We start from the raw sequence: 17,467 nt of genomic DNA on the forward strand, positions 1-17,467 counted from the left end.
GAGGTGAGTAACTTATGGCTTATTATTTAGCGATAAATGGGGCACAGGTGAAAGCCCCAGCATCATTGGAAGTGGCGATTCAAGACATTGATACCAAAGCTTCACGCGATGCAAATGGATTACTTCACCGCGACCGTGTGGCCATTAAAAGGAAACTCACTGTAAAGTGGGGTCCATTAACTGTTTCTGAATGTAGTGTGATTCTAAAAGCTATATCAGGGCAGTTTTTTTCTTGCACATATCTTGACCCGCAAGAGGGTAGCATGGTTACCAAAACGTTTTATACAGGCGACCGAACAACGCCAGTTTATACTTTCAATCCAGATACATTGGAGTATATTTGGCAAAACTTGTCGGCCGACTTTATCGAACAGTAGGAGGTGAAATTAAAAAATGTATAAACAAAGTGATGCGGCAATTGTCGCTTGGCGTGCAACCGAGCGAACGCTTGATGGAAAGGTTACCATTACAGATAGTAATGGTAATGAAACTAATTATGGAACCAGTGATATAACTTCGATTGCCTATGATTCGGGTGCGTGGACTGGCGATACTTTTAGTATTGGTTCAACTTATGAAAACAATATAACTGTCACTTTTGCTCATCTAGTTGAAGGGCTAAAACAAGGATATAAAGTAACAGCTAAAATAGGAATTAAATTGCCTGATGGGACTTATGAATATTGTCCATTGGGTGTTTTTATTATTAGCGATGAAATCACGATGGATCGAAACAACGATGCAACGACCATCAAAGCTTATGACCAATTTTGCACCATGCAAGGAACATACACATCTAAGCTAACTTATCCAGCTAAGATTACTGATGTGATTGCTGAAATAGCTAACATGTCAGGTGTAGAGCTGAACACTGATGACATTGCAGAATTGCCTACTCAGACTGATTTAGCAAGTGCAATTAGTGGTCAAACTTACTGCACAGCAATTGGCTGGATAGCACAGTTTTATGGTGGTTTTGCCACTTTTGACCGTGATGGAAAGCTAACAATCAGAACAGTTACTGATGCAAGCTATATTTTAGATGCTAGCCAGTATGAGCAGAGTGGATTAACTAAAAACGAAGCTACGTATCAAATTGGCGGTATGTCTGTATCAGTTACAACAACCACTACTGATTCAACTGGAGAAAGTAGTGAAACAACGTCAACTTTAACTGCCGGCGAAACTACTGGTTCGCAAATTGAATTAACCAATAACGTTATGACACAAGCAAGGTTGGATAGTATTTGGTCAGCAATTAAGGATATTACGTTTTATCCATACTCATTAACGTGGTTTGGCAATCCAGCTATTGAAGCTGGTGACTGGCTAACCTTGAAAGATACAGCTGGTAATAGTTTTAATGTGCCTAATAATTCATACACTATGACCTTTGACGGTGGATTAACAGCAACTTCTAAAGCTGACCAAACATCAACTTCAAGCAGCAGTTACTCATACTCAGGTGCACTATCGCAGACAGTAAAACAATTAGCCGGTCGGCAAGGTGCTACAGGTAACTACATTTTCGGTACTGATACGACTGTTGAGCCGACTACAGCTAAGATTGGAGACCTGTGGTACAAGCAAAACGGTAATCAAGTCGAAATGTGGCAATATGTAAAACAGTCTGATGGTACCGGTAAATGGGAATTAATTGTATCTGATGCCACTGGCGAGGAAATTAAAGCAAACGTTGATAAGGCTATGGCCGAAGCAGATACAGCTACAAAGAATGCTAATACGGCTGTTGATACGGCTAATTCAGCACTGACTAAAGCACAAACTGCAATCAATAATGCGCAAACTGCAAGTGACGCAGCAAATGATGCTACTACGGTGGCTAGTAATGCTATATCACAAGCAACGAGTGCCTCAAATGTAGCAAATAATGTTAATGAAGAAATAACAACGTTAAAAGGTGGATCAACAGCTACCATAGCAGAATTAGAAGACGGACTAGCGTTAAAGCTTTCAACGAGTGATTTCGATACTCAAATTGCTAATTATGCTACTCAAACTTGGACTACTGATCAAATCACAGCAACTGCAACAAGTTTAAGTAGTACGATTTCCAGCGTACAAACACAAGTGAACAATAGCGCTGTGGGGACTAATTTGCTTGTTGGAACCTCAGACACCCTGCAAACTGTTCCAGCTTCTTCAAATAAGTACGCTGGTGGGACTATTTATATTTTTACATCTTCTGAGCTGCCTTCATTGGTAGGACAGACCTGCACTTTAAGAGTATTTATCCATAATACTTCTTCTTATGCTGTTAGAGTAACTTTATATGGTAAAAGTTCAAATTTTGCTTCTAGGATTGGTTCCGCGATTGCTGCTAATAGTGATGGGTATTCCACAGTTACTTTTTCAAATACTAGTTCTAGTGATATATCTGGCGATATTTCTATAAGAGCTTGGGATGATAATACTGCTACTTCTGGAGTACAATACAAAGACCTAAAGCTAGAAAAAGGCAGTGTTGCTACTGACTATTCTGCGAATCCAGCGGACAACGCTACAGTTACATCGGTAACAAACTTAACACAAACGGTCAGCTCACTATCCACAACTGTATCAGGCAAAGTAGATACTACCACGTATACGTCTAAGATTACAGAACTGGCTAGCTCGATAGCTACGAAAGTGTCGCAAGCCGATTACAACACGAAGATTACACAGCTAAGTACAGCTATTGACGCTAAGGTTGCCACAACAGATTACAACACGGAAGTAACACTGCTTAGTAATCAGATAAACTCTAAAGTCAGTCAGTCAGATTGGGCAAACAGTGCGGTGGGTGTAAACTTAGTGCCTAACTCAAGCGCTGATGTCAGTGGAATTGCATATGGTAGCAATAGTGTACTAGGAAAACATAGTTTTTATAATGGCGGCAATTCGTATTTAAACATTATTCACAATACAAAAACTTCAGAAATAACTTCTAGTTCAGGACGTTTCTTTATTACAGCTGGTGGAACATATACTCTAAGCTTTAAAGCTTTCAATAATAGTCTATTGACTAGCTGTGACGTATGGTTATTGGGCAGACCAAACTCAAACACCACTGATGACTATACAGTTGCACAGCAATTGGTAACTACTGTCAAATTTTCTACAGCCTCGGTTCAATATTACAAAGTTACATTCACTGTTAAGTTAGGAATTGAAAATGCCTACTTACGTTTTGATAACAATGGTACTTCTACCAGTGGTTCAAGTGCCGATTTATACTTTAATGAAGTAAAAATTGAAACTGGTTCTACAGCAACGCCATGGTGCCCCGCTGTTTCTGAAATAACTAATTATTCCCAAATCCAGCAACTTTCCGATAACATTAACTTACGTGTTGTTAAGAATGATGTTATTAACCAAATCAATATTTCTACAGAAGGAATTTTAATTGCTGGCAACAAAGTTCACATCACCGGCTCAACTACGATAGACAATGCTGTAATCAAGTCAGCGATGATCGATTCAATCTCCGCGGACAAAATTACAGCTGGCACGCTGAATGCGGCGAACGTTAATGTGATTAACTTGAATGCAAACAATATCAGTAGTGGGACATTAACAGGTGTATCTTTTCACCAGTCTAGTTCAGGTCATGACACCTGGATAGATGGTAATGGTGTCCATGATTATGATGGCTCAGGAAATAATGCGTGGATACAGAAAGGAACATTGCAGGTCTATGATAAAAACGGCGATGGTTTTTTCATGGACAGTGGTAAGTTAGAACTTACAAGTCAATATCTCTGGCAACAGGGACAGTCCGTTAAATACGGATTAATAAAATTAGATGACGATATTCTTGCATTAGGAAAAGCAGGAATGCACATTCAGGGATATAACGGACTTAGACTTGATACAGGTCATTCCATGTTCGATGGTCTAACGGGTGCACTCGATGATAATTACACGGGGGCAGCTATAAATTTATCAGATAATGGTCAAATTGCAATAGGTAGTTATGCAGAGACATGGCTTAGTGCTGGTGCTCCGTATACTATGGCCGATAATAGTTCTCTGACTCAGAAGCCTAATATTTATATTGGGACAGCCATGTGGGATGATCGCTCAACTGTTGGACGTGGGCAGAATATTATTATGCAAGCTAATGGCATAATACTACAAACTCATGGTGAAATAAAACTTAAACCAAATAATGGTGACCTCTGGCTTGGTTATGCTCGTATTAACACTGGTAGTGATACAAACACCTGGTATTCAGGGCCAACTGGCACAGCATGGTGGTTTAGAACTTATGGTGGTGACATGGCGACCATTCACGTTCAGTCCGTTGCGCAATCATCATTGTTAAGCTTAAAAACAAATCTTAACAAGTTAGATCCAGCTAAAGCATTGGCAACATTAACAAATACAGATATATGCAGTTACAATTACAAATCTGATTTAAAAAATGGAATATCTAAAACCTATGCAACAGCGGTTATCGATGATGTTAATGATAAGCCACAGTATAATACGCCATATGATTTCATTAGTGCTGACGGAACCGGACGTGACGATGGAACAATTTTAGGATATGCAGTTGCGGCTATCCAAGAACTAAATAGTAAAATAACTAGTCTCGAAACGGAAATCAAACAATTAAAAGGAGCAGCATAATGACAAAAACAATTAAATTACAGAACGCAGACTTGGTACCAGTAGGCAACTTCTTAGGAAAATTAAAACTTAAAGGGAAAGCAAGCCGTGGACGTACTAAGCTAATTAAGCTACTGGAAGATAAAAATAAAGAATACAACGAGGACCGCGAGGAAGTTCGTGATCCTTATTTTGAACACGATGATAAAGGCAAACGTGTAACAAAAGATAATGCTTATGTGCTGAAAGACCCAACGAAAGGGGCTGATTTAAATAAGGAATTAGTTGATTTAGCGAAAGAAGATGCGGTAATTGAGTTCACGGAATATTCAGATAAGTTTCGGGCACTGTATGACGCGCTTAATGCTTATTCATATGAGTTAGCTGATGCAGATGCGACATTGTACGATTTATTGATGGACGAACTGGAAAACAATTTTAAAAAGGAGAATGATTAATTATGACAATTTCACTAAATAGATTAGCATACCAATTTGATAATGATGGTAACACATCAAGTGTTTCAGTTGGCTTGAATGGTTCAGATAGTGGCGATGCGGTTAGTGCTACTTTACAGATTATTTCTAGTGATTTAGCAACAGGCAAGACTTTCGATGACATGACCAAAGCTGATTTTGAGACACTTGCTAAAGCTAAATTGGCTAACTTAACAGCAGTTAAGAGTGCTTAATAAGGGGCTGGTCGTATGGATGATAAAGGGAAAGACGATGTAAACGTAATCGAGCTGCTAATGGATATACAACAGCGATTAGCGAAAGTCGAAGTTAATACGTCAGGTGTTAATGATACTGCTCGAAAGACAGAGGAAACATATCAGCTTAGCAAGCAAAACGAGCAGGACATCAAAGATTTAAAATCGAATAGCCAATGGTGGTCACGCACAATGTGGGTGGCTATTTTATTGCCATTAGCTTTATTTGTCGTAGAAAACTTTTTCATGAAATAGGAGGATTATCAATGAACGTACAAAATATTTCAGATTTAATTGTCGCGGTTGCAGCCGCAGCTGTGCCGGTAGTATTTGCTTATATCACTAAATTTTTAAAGGATAACAAACAAGCGATGTCAATTTTAGACGCAGTAGCTCCGCTTGCTAAAGATGCTGTTGTCGCAGCCGAAAAATTAGGCGTGGATAAATATATTGATGGAGCTGTTAAAAAGTCAAAAGCTGTTGAATATGTAATGAACGGGTTAACAGCACTTGGTTTTGATAAAGTGGATTTAACCATTATCGAAAATGCTATCGAAAAAGCCTATGCAGAAGCTAAGGCTACATTGAAAACTGTATATCCGCAGAAAACTGAGGAGCAGCAAGAAAAAGCTGATGAAGCTAATCAAGCAAAAGCACTTGCTGATGCTAAAGCCAAGAAATTGGAACTTGCAAAATCAGACTTAGAAGCTAAGCAAAAAGCTTTAGCCGATGCACAAAAAGCTGTCGATGAGTTGTCTAAATAAGGGGGCTTAAGATTGAAAAAGAAAGTCTTACTTGGAGTGCTGGCGTTTGCCAGTGCTTTTTGTTTTGTAGTCAGTGTAAGTGCTGACCGTGATCAAGGCGTGGATTTGTCAAAGTATCAAGGCTCAACGGCTGTATTTGGCCAAGCTAGTGACAAGTTTGCCATCTGCCAGATCGGTGGCTACTATGATGGTATATTTTACCCACAATCAACTTATCAATCACAAGTAGCGTCAACGATTGCGCAAGGCAAACGGGCACATACTTACATTTTTAGTGAGTTCAGTACCCGAGCACAAGCGGATCAGATGCTAGATTACTACTTGCCAAAAGTGCAGACACCTAAAAATTCGATTGTTGCTTTAGATGTAGAATCTGGTACGCCTAACACTGATGCTGTTATGTATGCCTTAGTTAAAGTCAAGCAAGCTGGATATACTCCAGTTTTATACGGTTATCTTAATTTCTTAAAAGCACATTTAGATTTATCTACGATTGCAGACAGTTATCCTCTGTGGTTAGCAGAATATCCAGACTATCAGGTACGCACTACGCCAGACTATAATTATTTTCCGAGCTATAAAAATATTCATATGTTTCAGTTTACCAGCACATACAAAGCTGGTGGATTGGACGGAAATGTGGACTTGCTAGGAATTACTAAAAACGGCTATAATGGAACAACTACCAATAGTGTGGGAGCCACAACCGTTAAGACTACAACTACCACGGCTGCAATCAAGCAAGGCCAGACAGCTAATGCTACATCTAAAAGTGATATTGCTGTCGGGTACACGGTTAAGGTTAATTTTTCTGCATCTAAATGGTCAAATGATTCAAATATTCCAAGCTGGGTAAAAGGTAAGAGTTATAAAGCTCAGCAAGTTTCAGGTAGTAAAGTTTTACTTGCTGGCATTTTAAGCTGGATTGATAAATCTAATGTTGAGATTTTACAAACGGCTAGGCAAGCAACTTCAACCAGCACTAGCTCATCTAGTTTGCCAAGTGGAGTACACGCGCAAAGCGGTACTTTCACACCTAACCAGAGTCTGATGGTATGGCATGGTGCAGGGTATAATGCAACATATCAATATTACTATCGTGGTGAAAGCATCAAGTACGTTGGGTATATCGACAACTGGAATGCAGGGTACAGATATATCGTGTACAAGGGTGCATCTGGCATCTGGTGCTACGTTGCCGACAGACATTTAAGCCCTAATTACATGCTAGGATATGCTAAATAAAAATCGGGGCTTTTGCCCCATACATAATAAAATTATTGTGATATTATATACTTAATGACATATAATAATAGAAATAATAAGCTTTCATTTTTTGAAAATGATGTGTTCTGTTGACATTTAAATTATATATTGTATATTAAGTATAGGGTTGTGGTAATTCGGAATGTACTCGCGCAAAGGCTATGAGAATAGCTAACCGTCGTAAGCTGCCTGCATGGTAGTCGAGCTTCCGTTGAACCCTTAATACATATCTCAAGTCTATCGCGTAATTTATTATGTGATAGACTATTTTTGTATATTAAAAGCCTATCTCTTAATTGAGGTAGGTTTATTTTTTTGAAATGGTTGATTTAAATTATTATATTTGTATAATGTATGAAAAAGGATTGTTACCTATGGCTTTAATAATTGTCTACATATAGAATTACCGTATTTTTTTTACTATATATAGTATTTGTAAGATTATATAAAACCAAGATCTTTATGAATCGAGTGATATTGTGCATTATTTTAATGAGAAATATTTTCCTTCAAAAAAGCAACTGTGTTGCCCTCCTGAAGATAGTCATAGTTTTAATGGAACTCTGTATAGATTCACTCAAAGTTCACCCATTTCGACTATGAAAGATTGGGAAGCATATGTGACTAATGAAATAAAGAGAAAGCGTTGGGTTGATAGCTGTGATTACAGCACTCTTTGCAAAAGTTCAGGAGTCTCGTGTTATCAGACTGAGGCCGAAGCTAAAAATGCATTCGAAGCAATGAAAAAACGTTCACCTGCATTCAGAAAAAAATTCAATGGAATTTTTTCCGTGGATATTAGTCCTGTGGATGGAGTTCTAGCGGAAACATCCAATCCAAAGAATACCTATAGGCACTTTACTTTTTGGATAAACAACAAATCGAAGATTACTACCAATAATTATACCTGCATCAAAGAATGAGGAAATAAAAATGAATAAGTTAAGTAACTCTCCAATAAAAAAATTTAAAATTTATCATGTCTATGATTATTATGATGAACCTATACTTTATTCTTTTTTAAATGAAACAGGAGCATTATTTTTGGCTAACTTTGTAGATTATGATGAAGATAGCACTGAAACATGGTTGTATTTACCAGTATCTTTTCAAGAACTTAAAAAAGTTGAATCTGGCGAATGTTCTTTGAGAACACTTATTTTGAGTGGTGAATCTTCTTTTGCTTATATTGAGAAACAAAAAGATGAAATTTCTAACTTTTTTATTGAATCTACTAGCAATATAGATTCAAGTTATTTACCTGAAGAAAATGTATATATTGAATATCAGACAGATCAACTTATTGAAAGTAATTCTACTGATAATAAAATTACGCCCGATAATAGGTACGCAATTGATATTTCATTCACCTCAGATAAAAATCAGTATGAGATGTCTGCTTCTCTTTTATCTGGAGTCCTAGTTAACTTACAAAGAATAATGACCGCACTTACTTTGGACAAAAAAGCAAAGCGTATATACAAGATTCATAATGAATTAAATATTGTTGGAACATTTGCAGGTTCATTTGGAATTAGATTACTATCTGATAAAGTATCTTCACTATTAAATGAAAATGAGTCAGAACCTTATAGAAAGATAGTGAGTCTATTTAAAATGACTAACCAAAAGGAAATAGACGTAGAAAAGATAGTTAAGGACTATGGTTGGTTAACGTTAAAACATTTTTTAAGTTTATCTAAAAATCTTTTAGATTTAAAAGGAGGGAAAATTGAATCAGGTATTCCCCTACCGGGTGCGGGAGTGGAAAGAATTAATACTACTTTTGAATCAAATAAAGTAAATAATTTTATGAGTTTGTTAAGTAAATCAGCTGTTAAAGTAAGCAGAGAAACGGAGACTTTACAAGGGACTCTCACTAAATATGATTTTGTAAAACATCAATTTTCATTTACATCGGATAAAGATAAGGCATTTAATGGTATTGTTAAAACAGAAAAAAGTACCTACACTATACCAGCAGTTGGAAAAGCAGTACTTTCTGTGGAGATAACTGAGGATAGATTAAATGAAACCACTCAAAAAAAAATAAGCTTAGTATCTTGGACCCCTCAAAAATAGAATTATGCCCGATATAGTATAAGATGTTTAATCCTATTTTGAAACATTAAAGCCTCACTCTTAATTGAGTGGGGCTTATTTTTTTACGCGCATTCTACTGTGATTTCAGATTTTAGACGTGTAGTTGTACGTTGGTTTGCAAAATAGAACGCATAAAAATAAGCCAGCTAGGCTGACTTAATCTGTTGTCCTGTTGTTGTCCTCGATGCGGCTTTCTACCTATATTATAGGCATCTATAACCCCGATCACCGGTATTTTTATTAATATCTGGAGAATATAAACGTTGATTTATCAGCGTTTATTTTTTTGGGGTCTCCGTCAAATCGTATTGGTGAAGCCATGAAGTCCTCTGAATAGGGGGCTTCTTTATTTTACAATTAAAAGAATTCTGGCATAAAAATGATCCATGTTTTTGAATCCGTAACAGATCCGTTTAAGTGCTTTGATTTTACAATAGTTTTGTTAAGACCTCTAAAATTTTTGTGTTTTCCAACAATTGGCGACGTAAGGGACCCTACTAGTCATTTGACAAGACTTACAAAGATAATGTTGTTTTCGAGATACCAACTCATTTGAACGTTAAGTATTGTTAAACGGGAAAGGTTGATAACTAAAGGCGCGGCTGGATAACTTTAAAATGATCGACAACGCCATTTTAGTAGTTCTATGATTTTCAACTTTAAAGAATTTAATATTTGAATTTTTTATTTCAAGTAATTTTTCGATAGAATTTGATTGAGACATGGTTTATCATTCTTTCGATTGGTTTTAGACACTTAACTTGTAATATAGAATGCCCTGCCCTTTAACGTATAAAAACATTAATATTGTTTTTATACTGGACAAGTTCGGGAAGGATAGATATAGACTCACATAAAAATGGTATTAACTTTATGTTTCACGTTGTTCCCAATTTTTAAATAGATATTTTATTTTGTGATTGTTGGTACTCTTGTGTTCATCAATGAAATAAACGTGTTTTTATTTAGTACTGTTTTATGTTGCTTAAGTGCCTTCTTGGCTAATTTTTCCTGATAAAAAGGCGTATTTAATTTGGTATTTCAAGGTAATAAAATAACAACAGAAATTTTTTCATTTTTAAACTCATCAGTAACTAGAAGGATAGCTTTGATTGTTAGTGTTTGGTGTTTGTGTTAAGAAATAATAACCTGATCTGTTTTTATTAAGAATTCTTCCTTTCGTGTTAGTTATAATAACATGAAAGGGCATTAATTCTTTATTTACTAATTAAATTTCATATATTAAGAATTTAATGGACACTCATAAACTTATAATGTTATAATTTGTGACATTGAAAGCAAGGGGGATTTTTATGAGTGCAGCAAATACGACGTTTCTAATAGTTTCAAGTGTTCTGGTATTCTTCATGACGCCTGGATTAGCTTTTTTTTATGGAGGCTTGGTTTCACGAAAAAATGTTGTTAATACAATGTTGTCTGTATTTTTCATTTGTGGAATAGCAGTATTGCTTTACGTAGCTGTTGGGTATGAACTATCTTTTAATAGTGACTTAGGTGGAGTGGTTGGCAAAGTTCATCATTTTTTCTTAAGTGGAGTTGATTTAACAGCAATTGTTAATAAAGATCTAGGAATCAACACGGGAGCTTATTTGATTTTTGAAATGATGTTTGCAATTATTACTCCTGCGCTGTTTGTTGGTGCGGTTGTCGGACGGATGCGGTTTAATTTTCTTTTGGCTTTTATTATCTTATGGTCGCTTTTAATTTACTACCCAATGGTTCATATAGTTTGGAGCACAAGTGGATTTTTAGCAAAATTTGGGGTGCTCGACTTTGCGGGTGGAACTGTGGTGCATATTAACGCCGGTGTAACAGCATTAGTTTTGTCGATTTTTCTTGGACGGAGACTCGGTTTTGGAAAAGAAAAAACACAACCGTACAATTTACCATGGGTACTTTTGGGAACTACAATTCTGTGGATTGGGTGGTATGGTTTCAATGCTGGTTCAGCACTTGGAATGAACGAAATTGCAGTTCAAGCTTTTCTAACGACTACAGTAGCAACAGGAGCATCTTTGGTAACTTGGATGATTATTGACATGATTGTTGTTGGTAAGCCAACGTTACAAGGAACATGTACAGGAACATTGTGTGGTTTAGTTGGAATAACCCCTGCTTGTGGTTTTGTAACTGCTGGAGGAGCATTTTGGATTGGAGCTATTAGTACAATCGTTAGCTATTGGTTTATTACTAAAATAAAACCAATTTTGAAATATGACGACCCGTTGGATGCGTTTGGATGTCATGGTATTTCCGGAATTGTGGGTTCAATTTTAACTGGGGCATTTGCCAGCAAAGCTGCTAATAGCGGAATTGCCCATAACGGCTTATTTTATGGTGGGGGTTTTAGTCAACTAGGATTACAACTAGTTGGAACTTTATTTACAATTGTATTTGTAACAGTGATGGTTTGCTTAATTGTTTTCGTCTTGAAACCATTTATAAAAATTCGTGTTAATGAAAAAGAAGAATTGACTGGCTTAGATCAGTCTGAACACGGTGAGTTTGCAGACTATACTGTTGCTGAAGTTTCTAACACAAGTGATATTTCAAAGTATCGTGGAGAATTTCAGGGTCAACTTGCACATCTAAATAATCCACCAAAATAATTAATTAGGCAAGATTTTAGAATAAAAGACAAACCTATGAAGAGGACTAACATCCCAATTCATGAGTTTGTTTTTTTTCGAAATCATTTATTAATTTGACTGTTTTATAAATGGTAAAAGTGCATCTTGACCAAACCTGTTTTCTTGCCAAAGTGCAATCTTGGCACAGGCAATACTGTCAGCTAAAGCATTATGATGATGGAGTAATTGAATATTGAGATTTTTGCAAACTGTATTTAAGCGATAATTTTCAAAGCCTTTTAATAAACGACGGCTTGATTGTAAAGTGTCTAAAACTGCAAAAGATTCTGGCGAAAGACTGAAGGCGCTAAGCGAATTCTGTAAAACACTGCAATCAAAACGAGCATTATGGGCAACAATTAATTTATCAGGTTGAAACAAATTGGAAATATGTGGCCATAAATCGGCAATTGTTGGTGCATCTTGGACATCACTTTCATGGATTCCATGAATGCTGACATTTCTGCGATCGAAGTAAGTTTGTGGATTTAATAACGAGTATAATTGATCGACAATTTGATTATTTTTTACAACAGTAATTGCTAAGGAACAGGCGCTATCGCGATGACCATTAGCTGTTTCAAAATCAATAGCAGTGAAATTCATTTTTTCTCCTTTTCATCTAGTAAAATTAATTCAACTGGGCAATGGTCGGATCCTAAGATGTCAGTTAAAATTTCAGCAGTTTTAATTTGGGGTTTCAATCGTTTTGAAGTGATAAAATAATCGATTCGCCATCCAGCATTATTTTCACGCGCATGAAAACGATAGCTCCACCAAGAGTAGACACCAGTTGTTTCTGGATGTAATTCACGAAAAGTGTCAATGAAACCATTTCCTAATAGATTTGTCATAGCGGAACGTTCTTCATCACTAAAGCCGGCATTATGGCGATTAGTTTTCCAGTTTTTTAGATCAATTTCTTGATGCGCAACATTTAAATCTCCACACAAAATGACTGGTTTTATCTGATCCAAATCTTGTAAAAATTTACGAAAAGCCTTTTCCCAGCTCATTCGAAAATTTAAACGTTTTAATTTTTGTTGGGAGTTAGGTGTATAACAAGTAACTAAGAAAAAATTGGGGTATTCGAGTGTGATGACCCGTCCTTCGTGATCGAATTCGTCAATACCTATGCCATATCTTACTGAGGAAGCTGGGAGTTTTGCAAAGATTGCTGTTCCAGAATAGCCTTTTCGTTCAGCATAATTCCAATAGGCGGTATATCCAGGAAAGTTTAGGTCGATTTGGTCTTGCTGCAATTTTATTTCTTGTAGGCAGAAAAAATCAGCGTCTAATTGATTGAAAGTTGTAGAAAAATCCTTTTTTAAGATGGCACGTAAACCATTAACATTCCATGAAATAAATTTCATTTGACTTTAACACCCTTCCTAAATCATCTAAAATTGATTTTAGCAGTAAGTTTTAAAAAAACTAGCGTTGCTAACTTAAAAAAATGCTAAAATTAGTTTTGAATCTTGATTTGAGTGAGGAATAAAAATGAACAAAAAAGTTTTACAATTAATGGAAAAATTACCACAAATATTACTATTGCAAGGTGAACCACTATCAAAATATAGCAATACTCGTACTGGCGGGCCGGCAGATTTATTAGCTTTTCCTGCTAATAGCCAACAAGCGATAGAATTAGTTGAGCAGGCGAACAAATTGCAACTTCCAATAACAATCTTAGGAAATGCTAGCAATTTGATTGTTAAGGATGGCGGGATTGAGGGTTTGGTGATTATTTTGCGTAACATGAAACAAATTAATTGTCAGACAAATAAAATAACGGCTGAAGCTGGAGCGTCATTGATTGATGTAACAGAGATGGCCTATCAAAGAGGGTTAACAGGACTTGAATTTGCAGCTGGAATTCCTGGAAGTGTTGGTGGTGCAATCTTTATGAACGCTGGTGCCTATGGTGGGGAAATCAGTCAAGTAGTTGAATCAGTAACTGTCATTGATAGGCAGGGACAATTAAAAAAATATACTAAGCAGGATTTAAATTTCAACTATCGACATAGTAGAATTCAAACTGAAGGTGATTTAGTACTCGAGGCAACTTTTAATTTGGAGAGTGGCAATCAACAATTAATTCATGAAAAAATGAATGATCTAAACTTTCGTCGAGCAGCTAAACAGCCCTTGGAATATCCTTCTTGTGGCAGCGTATTTAAGCGCCCGCAAGGACACTATACTGGGAAACTAATTCAAGATGCAGGTTTGCAAGGCTTTCGAGTCGGGGATGCTCAAATCTCACTTAAACATGCAGGGTTTATTGTTAATTTGGGTCAAGCAACAGCAGGCGATTACCTGACAGTTATTCAACATGTTCAACAAACTATTTTGAAAAAATTTCAGGTTAAGCTAGAAACAGAAGTTCGAATCATTGGTCGAGATGCTTAAAAAGTAATCTGCCTAATTAAAATAGGCGGACTGCTTTTTTTTAAGCAATTTTTTTGTCATAATAGAGTTAAGGGGTGAAAAGATGGCAATTGTCGAGACGGTTTTAGGCTTAATTTTGATTGTATTGTTTTCCAATTTAGTTAACCATTATTTTCAGTGGTTACCAGTTAGCTTAGTTCAGATTTTTTTAGGAACACTGGCAACTCTTATTTTTAATTTAAAAATTGATTTGGATGCGAGTTGGTTCTTACTGCTGTTTATTGCGCCTTTGCTATATAATGATGGTCGACGTTTTCCGCGAAAAGAATTATGGAAGTTAAAAGGTGCGATATTTAATAATGCAATTTTATTGGTATTTTTGACAATGTTGATTGGCGGATTTCTAATTACGTTATTAATTCCTAAATTGCCATTGCCAGTTGGAATTGCCTTAGCTGCGGTTTTAGCTCCAACTGATCCAGTGGCAGTACATTCAATTTCTAAACAGGTGAAATTACCAGATAATATTTTGCATTTGGTTAGTGGTGAAAGCTTGATTAATGACGCTAGCGGTCTAATTGGATTTAAATATGCATTGGCAGTAGCTGTAACTGGATACTTCTCATTAACTCATGCGGTTGGTGATTTCTTTTATGTTGCTATTATGGGTTCGATTGCAGGTCTTATATTAATTGGAATAGTTATTTTAGCAATTGAGTGGTTGGTGGTCAAGGGCTTTAATGATGTTGTTTTTAATACTGTTTTGCAAGTAGCGGTTCCCTTTATTATTTATTTAATTACTGAAAAGTATTTACATGCTTCTGGAGTCATAGCAGTTGTGGTAGCTGGTGTTTTCTTTGCTAGTCAAAGAAACAATTTTGTCAGTGTCCAACCAGAAATTAATTTAGTTACTGAAAGAACTTGGGACATTATTGTTTATTTATTGAATGGAACTATGTTTACAATTTTAGGTGTCGAATTGCCAGTTGCCATGCAAGGAGCTATTCAAAGTGATCAGGTCGATACCTTACGGGCTTTTTGGTTGGTTGGGGGTGTCTGGTTAATTTTATTGCTGATTCGAGTTGCTTGGACGTTTATTTATCAGTTATTTGATCAACAGCATGAGTCCTGGAGATTTAGACTCCGAATTGCGCTTATTTCCGGACTTTCTGGGGTTCGTGGAGCAATTACCATGGCTGGAGCATTGACTATTCCAGTTCAAATTGCTGATGGGTCAGCCTTTCCTGAACGTTCCTTAGTGTTGTTTATAGCGGCAGGTGTAATTATTTTAAGCATGGTCATGGCAATAATTGCTTTACCATTATTTGCGGGAAAATCTTTAGCAATTCAAACGCGTGGAGCGAATGCTGACTTAGATGCTAATAAATCATTATTAATCGAAGAAGAGGATGACGATTCAACAGACAAGACCGATAAAAATGAAACAGTAGTGGAAAATCTTTTAACTTTGAACCAAGCAAAATTATATTTACTGAAAAATGCAGTCCGTTCTTTAGAAGAGCAACGTCGGCAGCATAATCAACTAGCAGTCTATCAACTGATATTGGAATACCAATACTTGATTAAACGGTTAGAAATTGTAGAAGAACAAGCTGTTGGAGATTCAGGAATTGTCCAAGACGAACTTGATCTTAATCGAGTCGCCATCAAAGGAGAGTTGCGCGAACTGCAACGTTTGTATCAGACAAATCAAATTAGAGAAAAAGTTTATTTGCGTTATAAAAAGGCCTTGGCTAAACAACTTAAAGGAATTAATCGCGGGACCACTTTACCACAATTTGGCTTAGCACTTAATTTACGACTAAGCGGTCGAAAAATTTATCGTCATTTTTTGATTCGTTGGGGAACACCTCAGGATGAAAAATATATGGTGGAAGTTCGATTAGCTGAGCGGGCGCTAGCTAAGGCTGCTATCAAAACATTATCTGAGTATTTACGTAAACCAGATGTTAATGAACAGGCATTTAATCGAGAGGCTATTTATCATTTGATTATTCGTTATCGGTCGTTGATCGAAAAACAAAAAAAACAGCAGGGAAACCAATTGGATCCAGCTGTTTATCAGCAACAATTGCGGAATTTACATTTGCGTTCAATAAGTGTTCAACGCATATCATTGCAATATTTAATTGAGCAAGGATATTTGGACCGTCGTGCTGCAGTTGCTTTACGACAATACATTAATCACGAAGAAAATTTATTACTACGAGTTAGTTCGGTTTAACTGAGGTTAGCATTTTTTCAGTGTTTTGCAGTGAAAGACGAGAAATGAAAATTACAATCCACATAATTAATTGAATGATGAACATAAAACCAACAAATATTAACATTCGTGGGCTCCACATATCAACTAATTGCTGTAGCACCCAATTTGGATCGAGAAAAAGGTAGGCTGTATGTAAGCGCAAGAAACGACCAATATATATTCCTACAGAAGACAGAAGTAGTAAGATGCTAATTGTTAAAAATTGCCATTTGCGTGAAAAGCGTTGTAGTTTAATTAACAATTGATCAGTAACATATTCGACACTCCAGATGCCAACTAGTGAACAAGCAAGTGCACTCGCAACTAAGTTAGAAAAGTTCAACCATAAGTGAAGATTAAATTCCATTAATCCCGTGGCACTATTGTATGGATCGAGCTTTGCCAGATGAAACAAGTCAGTTAAAACGTAAGGGGCATTAGGATAAAAAAGTAACCAGAGTATAAATATAAGCCCAAAGACGAATTTGTTTTGTTGATATTTCAAATGGAATGAAAGCTCGATTGGCAAGTAACCTAAAAAAGTGTTTAGTAATAAAAAACTATAAGTGCCGCCCCGAGAATAAACTGTTAAATAGATATATAACATGAATAGCCAAAAAGCGAGACGAACGAACCAGCGATTTTTTGCAGCCATAAAGTTCACCTGAATTTTTACGTATTTAATCAATTTTACCAAATTTAC

Annotated in this window: 15 protein-coding genes; 12 read left to right on the forward strand and 3 right to left on the reverse strand. The window is 36.3% G+C overall.

Annotation, left to right across the window (positions count from 1 at the left end; all coding sequences use genetic code 11):
- Positions 1–14 precede the first annotated feature (14 nt).
- The 10 genes from G6O73_RS01515 (at position 15) to G6O73_RS01560 (ending at position 12,089) form a co-directional block, all read left to right on the forward strand.
- Entirely contained in the window at positions 15–377 is a 363-nt protein-coding gene (locus tag G6O73_RS01515; RefSeq protein WP_057886763.1) for a DUF6711 family protein, read from the forward strand.
- Between the two features lie 16 nt (positions 378–393).
- The gene (locus G6O73_RS01520) at positions 394–4,635 is read left to right on the forward strand and encodes a gp58-like family protein (protein WP_057886764.1); all 4,242 of its coding nucleotides are present in this window, start codon (positions 394–396) and stop codon (positions 4,633–4,635) included.
- Positions 4,635–5,072 carry a DUF1617 family protein gene (locus G6O73_RS01525; protein ID WP_057886765.1) on the forward strand — a complete coding sequence of 146 codons (438 nt, stop codon included), beginning with the start codon at positions 4,635–4,637 and terminating at the stop codon, positions 5,070–5,072. Before G6O73_RS01520 ends, G6O73_RS01525 begins: the two co-directional genes overlap by 1 nt.
- Before the next feature lie 2 nt (positions 5,073–5,074).
- Positions 5,075–5,305, forward strand: coding sequence for a hypothetical protein (locus G6O73_RS01530; protein WP_057886766.1), 231 nt, complete (start codon positions 5,075–5,077; stop codon positions 5,303–5,305).
- A gap of 15 nt (positions 5,306–5,320) precedes the next feature.
- The gene (locus G6O73_RS01535; RefSeq protein ID WP_057886767.1) at positions 5,321–5,581 is read left to right on the forward strand and encodes a hypothetical protein; all 261 of its coding nucleotides are present in this window, start codon (positions 5,321–5,323) and stop codon (positions 5,579–5,581) included.
- A gap of 11 nt (positions 5,582–5,592) precedes the next feature.
- Entirely contained in the window at positions 5,593–6,090 is a 498-nt protein-coding gene (locus G6O73_RS01540) for a phage holin (protein WP_057886768.1), read from the forward strand.
- A gap of 12 nt (positions 6,091–6,102) precedes the next feature.
- The gene (locus tag G6O73_RS01545) at positions 6,103–7,335 is read left to right on the forward strand and encodes a GH25 family lysozyme (RefSeq protein WP_057886769.1); all 1,233 of its coding nucleotides are present in this window, start codon (positions 6,103–6,105) and stop codon (positions 7,333–7,335) included.
- 500 nt (positions 7,336–7,835) lie between these two features.
- On the forward strand, positions 7,836–8,279 hold the full coding sequence (locus tag G6O73_RS01550) for a hypothetical protein (protein WP_057886770.1): 444 nt from the start codon (positions 7,836–7,838) through the stop codon (positions 8,277–8,279).
- A gap of 10 nt (positions 8,280–8,289) precedes the next feature.
- Positions 8,290–9,438, forward strand: coding sequence for a DUF6575 domain-containing protein (locus tag G6O73_RS01555; protein WP_057886771.1), 1,149 nt, complete (start codon positions 8,290–8,292; stop codon positions 9,436–9,438).
- A gap of 1,334 nt (positions 9,439–10,772) precedes the next feature.
- Complete coding sequence (locus tag G6O73_RS01560; protein ID WP_057886772.1) at positions 10,773–12,089, forward strand: ammonium transporter; 1,317 nt, start codon at positions 10,773–10,775, stop codon at positions 12,087–12,089.
- 90 nt (positions 12,090–12,179) lie between these two features.
- Here G6O73_RS01560 and G6O73_RS01565 read toward each other — a convergent pair whose 3' ends face one another.
- Both G6O73_RS01565 and G6O73_RS01570 read right to left on the reverse strand, forming a co-directional pair.
- Entirely contained in the window at positions 12,180–12,716 is a 537-nt protein-coding gene (locus G6O73_RS01565; protein ID WP_057886773.1) for a 3'-5' exonuclease, read from the reverse strand.
- Positions 12,713–13,483 (reverse strand): exodeoxyribonuclease III, encoded by a 771-nt coding sequence (locus G6O73_RS01570; RefSeq protein WP_057886774.1) that lies wholly within the window; start codon positions 13,481–13,483, stop codon positions 12,713–12,715. The genes G6O73_RS01565 and G6O73_RS01570 overlap by 4 nt, the downstream gene beginning before the upstream one ends.
- A 127-nt stretch (positions 13,484–13,610) precedes the next feature.
- Here G6O73_RS01570 and murB point away from each other — a divergent pair, with 127 nt between their 5' ends.
- Together murB and G6O73_RS01580 are read left to right on the forward strand one after the other, a co-directional pair.
- Positions 13,611–14,519 (forward strand): UDP-N-acetylmuramate dehydrogenase, encoded by a 909-nt coding sequence (gene murB / locus G6O73_RS01575; protein ID WP_057886775.1) that lies wholly within the window; start codon positions 13,611–13,613, stop codon positions 14,517–14,519.
- Between the two features lie 82 nt (positions 14,520–14,601).
- The gene (locus tag G6O73_RS01580) at positions 14,602–16,743 is read left to right on the forward strand and encodes a cation:proton antiporter (RefSeq protein ID WP_057886776.1); all 2,142 of its coding nucleotides are present in this window, start codon (positions 14,602–14,604) and stop codon (positions 16,741–16,743) included.
- Here the strand turns inward: G6O73_RS01580 and G6O73_RS01585 are convergent.
- Positions 16,730–17,419, reverse strand: coding sequence for a DUF1361 domain-containing protein (locus tag G6O73_RS01585; protein WP_057886777.1), 690 nt, complete (start codon positions 17,417–17,419; stop codon positions 16,730–16,732). The genes G6O73_RS01580 and G6O73_RS01585 overlap by 14 nt on opposite strands.
- Positions 17,420–17,467 lie beyond the last annotated feature (48 nt).

The sequence above is a fragment of the Liquorilactobacillus nagelii DSM 13675 genome (assembly GCF_019444005.1).
Lineage (GTDB): Bacteria > Bacillota > Bacilli > Lactobacillales > Lactobacillaceae > Liquorilactobacillus > Liquorilactobacillus nagelii.